The organism is Methanocalculus sp. (assembly GCF_030651615.1).
GTDB lineage: Archaea > Halobacteriota > Methanomicrobia > Methanomicrobiales > Methanocorpusculaceae > Methanocalculus.
Window position 1 is genome coordinate 1 of record NZ_JAUSCG010000178.1, and the last position, 8,507, is coordinate 8,507.

Here is an 8,507-nt window from a genome sequence, read left to right on the forward strand (position 1 = left end):
CGATCCCGTTTGGGATGCAGGCAATCTCTTCTGATGCTGCGTGTTCCCGGAGTGCAAGAATCGTCATCGGTGATACGGCAATCATCCTGTCGGCAAGTGATATTGTTCTCTTCTCGAGATATTTTCCGATGATGCCGACTGACCCGAGGTACTGGTACCAGTAATCTCCCCACACCTCATGCCAGGTGATAATAAGGGGAGTTTTTCGGGTAGCCCACCTGGCAGCAAAAGACGGGATATAGGGAAAGTTCTGGCAATCGATGAGATCATGGTCTCTTCCTCTCAGGTGCCTGCCCAGCATGTATGCAAAGGAGAAGGGCTGGACGATCGACCGTCGTCCCTTTGTATAGAATGGTTTTGCCGGAGATACACCATGATACCAGACTCCATCTTTCTTGAATGTCGCCTCCCCTTCCCAGAACTGCATGCCATAGAGGTGCACTTCATGATTGCGTCGGACAAGCCGCATGGCAAGCTCATGAATCCGTTTTTCCACCCCGCCGTTTATGTACGGGTATATGGCATCATAGATATAGGCGATATTCATCTGAAATGTACCTGATGATTGGTGGCTGGTACCAATTAATGAATCGCTTGACTCCATCCCAGATGCTGAATACGTAACAGTTCCACGATACTATCATGATTTTTGTGTTGATCGAAAGAGCAATGTCCGCTTATACATCAAAACTGAAAAGTATATCTTTACTATTCGCACATAGTGAACCATGAATATCAAGGGCCGATGGACGATAGGTGCGCTCATTGGGATCGCTATTGCCGCACTTGCTCTCCGATTATCGAGCCTTCCGACTGTCTTCTATCAGGGTTCAATCAGGTTTCTGGAACCCGATGCATACTACCATATGCGGAGGATAATCCATGCTGCAGAGAATTTTCCGGATATCATCCTTTCAGACAGCTATATCAATTATCCGTATGGTTTTGAGATCGGCTGGCCTCCGCTCTTTGATCAGATGATCGCAGCGTTCTCCTGGGCGCTTGGGCTTGGCAATCCTGATATACACCTCATTGAGATGGTGGGGGCGGTATCCCCGGTCGTCATCGGCGTTCTGATGATCATTCCGGCATTTTTCATTGGAAAGCTGTTGTTTGAGCGGACTGAATACGGCGTTGCAGCTGCTCTGTTCACGGCCATTCTCCCGGCCCACGTCCTCGTCTCCCTCTTTGGGTTTGTGGATCACCATGTCTTTGAGACCTTCCTCCTCTCGCTGATGGTTCTTGTGTATCTTCTGATGGTTCGCCGTTTGGAATGGCTCTATCATCTGGGTGTCATCCAGGCCTTTGTCATCCTTATTGCCCTCTATTCGTTCCCTTCAGCTCCAATCTATTGTGGGATCATCGGGCTCGCTCTCTTTGCGGGCATTATTATCAGGCAATGGAAGGGTGAAGCATCACGTGATCTCCTTGTTTTCGGGCTGCTCTCCTTTGGAATTGCCGCATTGATCTCTGCACTGATCAACCGTTTTGTATTTTGCGCAACCAATCTTCAGGCCGACTCCCTCTCCCTCTTTCAGCCTGCATATCTCGCTGCCTGGTTCTGTATACTGGCTATTGCCGGTCTTCTTGCCTTATATCTTTCAGGTCGTCCATTCACCGTGTATCTTGGTTCCCTTGCGGGTATTGGAATTGCCGGTTTTCTTACTCTGTTCCTTGCCACAAGGCCGCTGTGGGATGCAATCAGCTCCGGTCTCACCTATGTCACCCGTGGAGATCCGATCCTCGGCACGATTGTGGAGGCACATTCTATTTTCTTCCCTGAAGGAAGTTTCACCCTGGCTCCGATCTGGGATCTCTTTTCGGTCCCGCTCCTCCTCGCAATAGCAGGATTTGGTATTTATATCTCATACCAATGGCAGAAGAGAGAGATTGATGATGGAGCGATCCTCTTCTCAGTACTTTTCCTGGTATCGTTTGTACTTGTTGCCTTCCAGATGCGGTTCCTTTATGTCTTTGCACTGCCGATTGCAGTTGCCGGGGGGTATGGCCTCGTCCGGGTGCTTATGTATGTCGGTTTTGGAGAGCAACTGACCGCTTCACACCATAAAGAGAAGGCTGCGATCGCATCCGGAAAGAGGAAGAAGCCTGAAAATAGCCAAAAGCCGGTGAAAAAACATGTTAGTCTTGCTCTCTCTCTTGTAGCTCTGATCATCTTTGCTCCGACCGTCTATTCTGCTGCACATATCCAGACTGCCATTGCCGGGACCCCTACTGATGACTGGATGATGGCAACAGCATTTCTTAAGGAGGAGACTCCGGTGACCTCATATTATGATGATCCCGTTTTAACCCCCGAATATGGAGTGATGAGTCTTTGGTACTGGGGAAACCTGATCATCTACTCTGGTGAGCGACCGGTGGTCTCAAACAATTTCCAGACCGGGATGGTTGATTCGGCAACATTCTTCACAACAGGTAGTGTGGCTGTTGCACAGGAGATCCTGGATCGGCGTGGTTGCCGGTATGTGGTAACAGAGTCGTTCAGGCCGGGTTCTTTTGCCAATCTCCTTCTGATCAGTGGTGTGAGCCAGGATATCATCCAGTCCGAAGCATTCTGGGAGATCCTTGAATCTTCGGTCTACTATCAGATCCATTACTTTGATGCAGAGGATCTGCCGGAGTACTCCCTCGTGTACCGCTCACCATCGATCCTCGGCGGTACAAATGCGGTGAAGATCTTTGAATACCAGCCTGCGTGATTCATCAGAATCAGGCAGATACCTGCTTGTTGTTTTCGTTGGATGGGTGACGTTAGAATGTTGTCCGGCCAGGAGTACAGCAGAACCCTTATCCTCACTTCTCTCCCATACTACTCTATGGTTGCATCAATAGACGGCGTCGTCCAAAAGAGCCTTCGTGTCATCCCGGACGAGCGGGGCTGGCTGATGGAGATCCTCAGGTGTGATGACGAACTGTTCCAGCAGTTTGGTCAGGTCTACCTTACCACAGCCTATCCCGGGGTTGTGAAGGCATGGCATTACCATAAAAAACAGACCGATAACTTCACCTGCGTTCATGGGATGATGAAGGTGGTGCTCTATGATGGCCGTCCAGACTCCCCAACTCATGGAAATATAATCGAACTATTTGTGGGTGATAAGAACCCGATGCTTATATCAGTTCCTCCAGGGGTCTACCATGGGTTCAAGGCGATTGGACCTGAAACGGCATTTTTTGTCAGTGTCCCCACCCTCCCCTACAACTATGCCGAGCCTGATGAATTCAGGCTTGCTCCGGACAGCGACGAGATCCCCTATGACTGGGGTCTCCTCCCCGGACTGAAACACGGGTGATCTCCATGAAGATTCTTGTCACCGGCGGTCTTGGCTTCATCGGGAGTAATTTTATACGTGAGATGCTCTCCGGCAACCCGGATTGTGAGATCATCAACCTCGATCTGGTCACCTATGCCGGAAACCCGGAAAATCTCAGGGATATCGAGAACGATCCACGTTATACGTTTGTGCAGGGTGATATCTGCGATGTGGCAATAGTCTCTCGAATTTTTTCAAATCACAGAGTCGATGCGGTCGTCCATTTTGCTGCCGAGAGCCATGTTGATCGATCGATATCAGATGCATCGGTCTTTGTCAGGACGAATGTGCTCGGGACACATGTGTTGCTTGAAGGTGCCTTGAAGAACGGAATCTCCCGTTTCATCCATGTCTCAACAGATGAGGTCTATGGAAGCACGTTTGAAGGCTCGTTTACTGAGTTGGATAATCTCAACCCTTCAAGCCCCTATTCTGCAAGTAAGGCAGGATCTGATCTCCTCGCAAGGTCATACTGGATCACTCATGGTCTGCCGGTGATCATCACCCGGTGTACCAATAACTTCGGGCCGTATCAGTATCCTGAGAAACTGATCCCTCTCTTTGCAACGAATCTGTTTGATGGGAAGAAGGTCCCTGTCTATGGTACTGGTAAGAATGTGCGGGACTGGATTTATGTGATTGATCACTGTCGGGCAATCGCCTTTATCCTCAGCCGTGGGGCGCCGGGGGAGATCTATAATATCGGGAGCGGGAATGAGTTGACGAATCTTGAGATAACCCACTCCCTCCTTGCCCATTCCGGAAGAGATGAGTCGAGGATCGAGTATGTGCAGGACCGGCCCGGCCACGACTGGCGGTATTCTCTGGATACGACAAAGATTCGGTCTATGGGATGGAGACCTGTATTTGATTTTGAGACGGCAATGGAGATGACCGTATCCTGGTACGCAGAGAATGAGTGGTGGTGGCGTCCATTAAAACAGTAAATCCAGAAAAAGTATTGATCCTTGGGGCGAACGGGATGCTCGGGCATGCTCTTCAGGGGGTGTTTCCAGAGGCTGTTCTTCGGGGTCATGAGCTGGATATCACTGATGAAGAGGCGGTGTATGCCTGCATCGCTGATCTGGTGCCGGATGTGGTGATCAATGCTGCTGCATATACCGATGTTGACGGATGTGAGGATCATGTCGGGATCGCCTCTGCGGTGAACGGGGAAGGTCCTGGATACATCGCCCGTGCCTGCAGGGATGCTGGTGCTGTCTTTGTTCATTACAGCACAGATTATATCTTTGATGGCTCACGGGAAGAGTACGTTGAGTCGGATCTGCCAAACCCGGTCAATGCCTATGGGAGATCGAAACTGCTTGGTGAACAGAGGATCATCCGTGAGATGAAAAACTATCGGATCATCCGGACGTCATGGCTCTTTGGGAGGTATGGCAGGAACTTTGTTGATACAATACGCGATCTCTCAACACGGATGGATCAGGTGAAGGTGGTACATGATCAGTTTGGAAAGCCCACCTATACGGTCGATCTTGCAGAGAAGACTGCTGATCTCATATCATGTGAATCCGGGATCTATCATATCACCAATGATGGTTCATGTTCCTGGTATGAGTTTGCTCAAGCATTCATAGGAAATGCCGTCCCCTGTTCATCTGCAGAATTTCCGAGGAAGGCGGTGCGCCCGAGATTTTCTGTGTTGAGCAATACGAAGACGACGCCTCTCCGGCACTGGAGAGAAGCGCTCAGTGATTATCTACAAGGTGATACATGATGAAAGGAGTAATTCTTGCCGGAGGCACCGGCTCTCGTATGTACCCGTTGACCAAGGTGACGAATAAGCACCTTCTGCCTGTCTATGATAAACCGATGATCTGCTATCCCTTGCAGACCCTCATTGATGCCGGTATCACCGAGATCATGATCGTATCCGGCCGGGGGCATGCCGGGCATTTCCTTGAACTGCTCGGTTCGGGTGCCGAATATGGCGTACATATCACCTATGAGATCCAGGAAGAGGCAGGTGGTATTGCTCAGGCGCTTGGGCTTGCGGAACTCTGGGCAGGAGATGACAGTGTTACGGTGATCCTTGGTGACAATATCTTCCAGGACTCTATCAGAGATGATGTATCGGCTTTTACCGGTGGGGCCCGGATCTTCTTAAAACCGGTTCCCGATCCAAACCGGTTCGGTGTTGCTGAAGTAAAAAATGGACGCGTACTCTCAATCGAGGAGAAACCACAGGAGCCAAAATCTGATCTCGCGGTGACCGGAATGTACATGTATGATTCACGGGTCTTTCAGATCGTGAAAACGCTCAAACCCTCAGGGCGGGGAGAGCTTGAGATAACAGATGTAAATAATGAGTACATCAGGCTTGGTGAGATGGTGCATACCGTTCTTGGAGGGCACTGGAGTGATGCAGGCACTTTTGACAGCCTGATCCGGGCCAGCCTCCTCGTACAACAGCAGAAGAAAGAGAAGATGCAGGAGTAATTATCCATTTTGAGCAAGGGTGGGCGGATGATCAGTGTGATCATCGTGAATTTCAATGGGAGGGATTATCTTGAGCTGTGCCTCTCATCGCTTGCACTCCAGACGTTCCGGGATTATGAAGTGATCGTCATCGACAACGCCTCCTCAGATGGGAGTGTCGAGTATCTTAAGGCACATTTTCCTGATGTGATACTTGTCAGGGCTACAGAAAACCTCGGGTTTGCCGGTGGGGTGAATGCGGGTATCCGGGTTGCGTCCGGAGAGTATATCATGACACTGAATAACGATACCCGGATAGATCCTGACTGTCTCTTCCATCTTATGGAGGTGATGGAGCCGGATGATAGTGTTGGGATGACTGCTGGGAAAATGCTCTTTTTTGATCGCCGGATTAACTCAACCGGGATCTGCATCTCCCGGAGCGGGGCTGCCTGGGATCGCGGGATGTATGAGGAGGATATGGGCCAGTATGACCGGATTGAAGAAGTCTTTGGCCCATGTGCGGGTGCCGCCCTTTACCGGAGACAGATGCTTGAAGAGGTAGGGCTCTTTGATGAAGATTTCTTCCTCTATATGGAGGATGTGGATCTGGCGTTTCGTGCAAGGCTTCTGGGCTGGAAATGTGTATATACGCCTTATGCACATGTGTACCATATTCATGGCGGAACCGCTGGTGTCGGGTCTGACCTTGCGGTCTATTATGGCAACCGGAATGTACTCTGGTATGTCCTGAAGGATTTTCCGGTTCGTATTCTCATCACCTCACTCCCCTGGATCATCGGGAGGAATCTTGCGGTGATCCCCTATTATATGATGAAAGGGAGGGGATGGGCCATTCTGAAGGCTAAAATCGGTGCACTCCGGGGTGCACCGGCGATGCTCAGGAGACGGAAGATGGTGCGGCAGACGGTGCCGGATGGTGAGGTTATGAGATTTATTTTGACCTGGAGTTCGGTTGGGAGGTATCGGGATGTGGCTGGTACAGTATAGAGATCTCATCTGGAATCTCATGGTTAGTGACCTTAAGGTGAAGTACCAGAGTTCGGTACTTGGGTTTGCGTGGTCTCTGTTAAACCCGCTCCTGATGATGCTTGTACTCTACTTTGTCTTCAGCAATGTCTTCCGGTTTGAGGTTGAGAGTTTTGCACTCTATATTCTTATTGGAATTATTGTATGGCGATTCCTTGTGAATGGTACAATGACCGCGATGGGCTCAATTGTTGGCAGGCCCGGGCTTGTGACCAAGATATTTATACCCCGGCAGATTCTGGTTCTCAGCTCTGTACTTTCGGCGTTCATCAGCTCGATCCTTGAATTTCTGGTGCTTATACCGCTCCTTTTCATTCTTGGGGCCGGAGTGACGGTATATATCCTCCTCTTCCCGATAGTGCACGTGATCTACCTGTTGCTCGTCTATGGGGTCTCACTCTTTCTTGCATCGTTGTATGTATATTACCGGGATTTGAACCAGATATGGGATGTGGTTCTTCAGGCAGGCTTTTTCCTCTCGCCGATCGTCTATCCGATCAGTGTCATACCTACAGCGTATATCGGTTATTATATGCTCAATCCTATGACAATGCTGATGGAGATCTACCGGGATTTCCTTCTGTATGGTAGTATGCCCTCCCTTCTCAGTATCTCCATGGTATTTGTGGCGGGATGTCTGATTGCATTCTTTGGTTCTCTCCTCTTCCACCGACTTGAGCGCCGTTTTGCTGAGGTGATCTGATGGTGGAACTACTGCATAACTCTCAGAGACGATCACCTGATGAGTATGCTATTAAGGTCGATCTTCTCTCGAAGCACTTCCGGATACCAAAGGAGCGGAAGCATACGACCTATGATCATCTTGTAAGCCTGCTGCCTGGCAGAGATACAGCGTATGATGAGTTCTGGGCTCTGAAGGATGTTAGTTTCTCTGTTCAAAAAGGGGAGACCTTTGGGGTTATCGGGGCAAATGGGAGCGGTAAGAGTACTCTCCTTAAGATCCTGGCAGGTGTTCTCTACCCGGATTCGGGGACTGTGGATGTAAACGGAAAGATCGCTCCTTTTCTTGAACTCGGTGTCGGGTTCCAGCCCGATCTCTCGGCACGGGAGAATATCTATCTCTACGGATCGATTATGGGTCTTTCAAAGAAGAGTATAGCTACTCGATATGATGAGATCCTTGACTTCTCAGATTTGAGACGTTTTGAACATATGCGCCTGAAAAACTTCTCTTCAGGTATGACGATCCGTCTTGCCTTTGCAACTGCTATCCAGACAGATCCTGATATTCTCCTCGTTGATGAGGTTTTTGCTGTCGGTGATGAGGCATTTCAGCGGAAATGTACTGAGAAGATTGAAGAGATTAAGCGGGCTGGAAAGACGATCGTCTATGTCTCTCATGCACTTGAAAGTGTTCGTGAACTCTGCTCACGGTGCCTTGCTCTTGATCATGGGAGGATTCGATCTCTTGGGGAGACGAATACGGTTATTGAGGATTATCTGGCGATCTCAGCATCGGGATCCCGGGTATAGTGAAATAAGGATTAGTATTTAATTCCTTATAATTGTTAGATTTCAAAAAAGAGATATATTTTTTCTTTCTCCGGACTAGTTGCTGGCTACCGGTATATCTCCGTTCATGCCGAGTACGAAGTATGTGTCAACCTGATGGTTTCCGGTTGTGTCGAGCGCCCATAATCCGTTTGATGGTCTGAAGAT

The 8,507-nt window shown here is 49.5% G+C and carries 9 protein-coding genes; 8 read left to right on the plus strand and 1 reads right to left on the minus strand.

Features of this window, described 5'->3' with window-relative positions; all coding sequences use genetic code 11:
• Nucleotides 1–547 (minus strand): glycosyltransferase family 4 protein (locus tag Q7V06_RS07755; protein ID WP_304840269.1); only part of this gene is annotated, 547 nt, incomplete at its 3' end.
• Between the two features lie 181 nt (nucleotides 548–728).
• On the opposite strand from Q7V06_RS07755, the gene Q7V06_RS07760 reads away from it, so the two are divergent.
• From Q7V06_RS07760 to Q7V06_RS07795, 8 genes are read left to right on the plus strand one after another with little or no spacing between them, the layout of a single operon-like run.
• A complete protein-coding gene (locus Q7V06_RS07760) occupies nucleotides 729–2,720 on the plus strand; it encodes an STT3 domain-containing protein (RefSeq protein ID WP_304840271.1) in 1,992 nt (663 codons plus the stop codon).
• A gap of 57 nt (nucleotides 2,721–2,777) precedes the next feature.
• Nucleotides 2,778–3,314 carry a dTDP-4-dehydrorhamnose 3,5-epimerase family protein gene (locus tag Q7V06_RS07765; protein ID WP_304840274.1) on the plus strand — a complete coding sequence of 179 codons (537 nt, stop codon included), beginning with the start codon at nucleotides 2,778–2,780 and terminating at the stop codon, nucleotides 3,312–3,314.
• Nucleotides 3,315–3,319: 5 nt separating this feature from the next.
• Entirely contained in the window at nucleotides 3,320–4,282 is a 963-nt protein-coding gene (rfbB, locus tag Q7V06_RS07770) for a dTDP-glucose 4,6-dehydratase (protein ID WP_304840276.1), read from the plus strand.
• Complete coding sequence (rfbD, locus tag Q7V06_RS07775) at nucleotides 4,261–5,076, plus strand: dTDP-4-dehydrorhamnose reductase (protein ID WP_304840278.1); 816 nt, start codon at nucleotides 4,261–4,263, stop codon at nucleotides 5,074–5,076. Before rfbB ends, rfbD begins: the two co-directional genes overlap by 22 nt.
• A complete protein-coding gene (locus tag Q7V06_RS07780; RefSeq protein WP_304840280.1) occupies nucleotides 5,073–5,798 on the plus strand; it encodes a sugar phosphate nucleotidyltransferase in 726 nt (241 codons plus the stop codon). The genes rfbD and Q7V06_RS07780 overlap by 4 nt, the downstream gene beginning before the upstream one ends.
• Before the next feature lie 27 nt (nucleotides 5,799–5,825).
• A complete protein-coding gene (locus tag Q7V06_RS07785; protein ID WP_304840282.1) occupies nucleotides 5,826–6,788 on the plus strand; it encodes a glycosyltransferase family 2 protein in 963 nt (320 codons plus the stop codon).
• A gap of 19 nt (nucleotides 6,789–6,807) precedes the next feature.
• Complete coding sequence (locus Q7V06_RS07790) at nucleotides 6,808–7,530, plus strand: ABC transporter permease (RefSeq protein WP_304840284.1); 723 nt, start codon at nucleotides 6,808–6,810, stop codon at nucleotides 7,528–7,530.
• Nucleotides 7,530–8,321, plus strand: a complete 792-nt coding sequence (locus Q7V06_RS07795; protein WP_304840286.1) for an ABC transporter ATP-binding protein — start codon at nucleotides 7,530–7,532, stop codon at nucleotides 8,319–8,321. Before Q7V06_RS07790 ends, Q7V06_RS07795 begins: the two co-directional genes overlap by 1 nt.
• Nucleotides 8,322–8,507 lie beyond the last annotated feature (186 nt).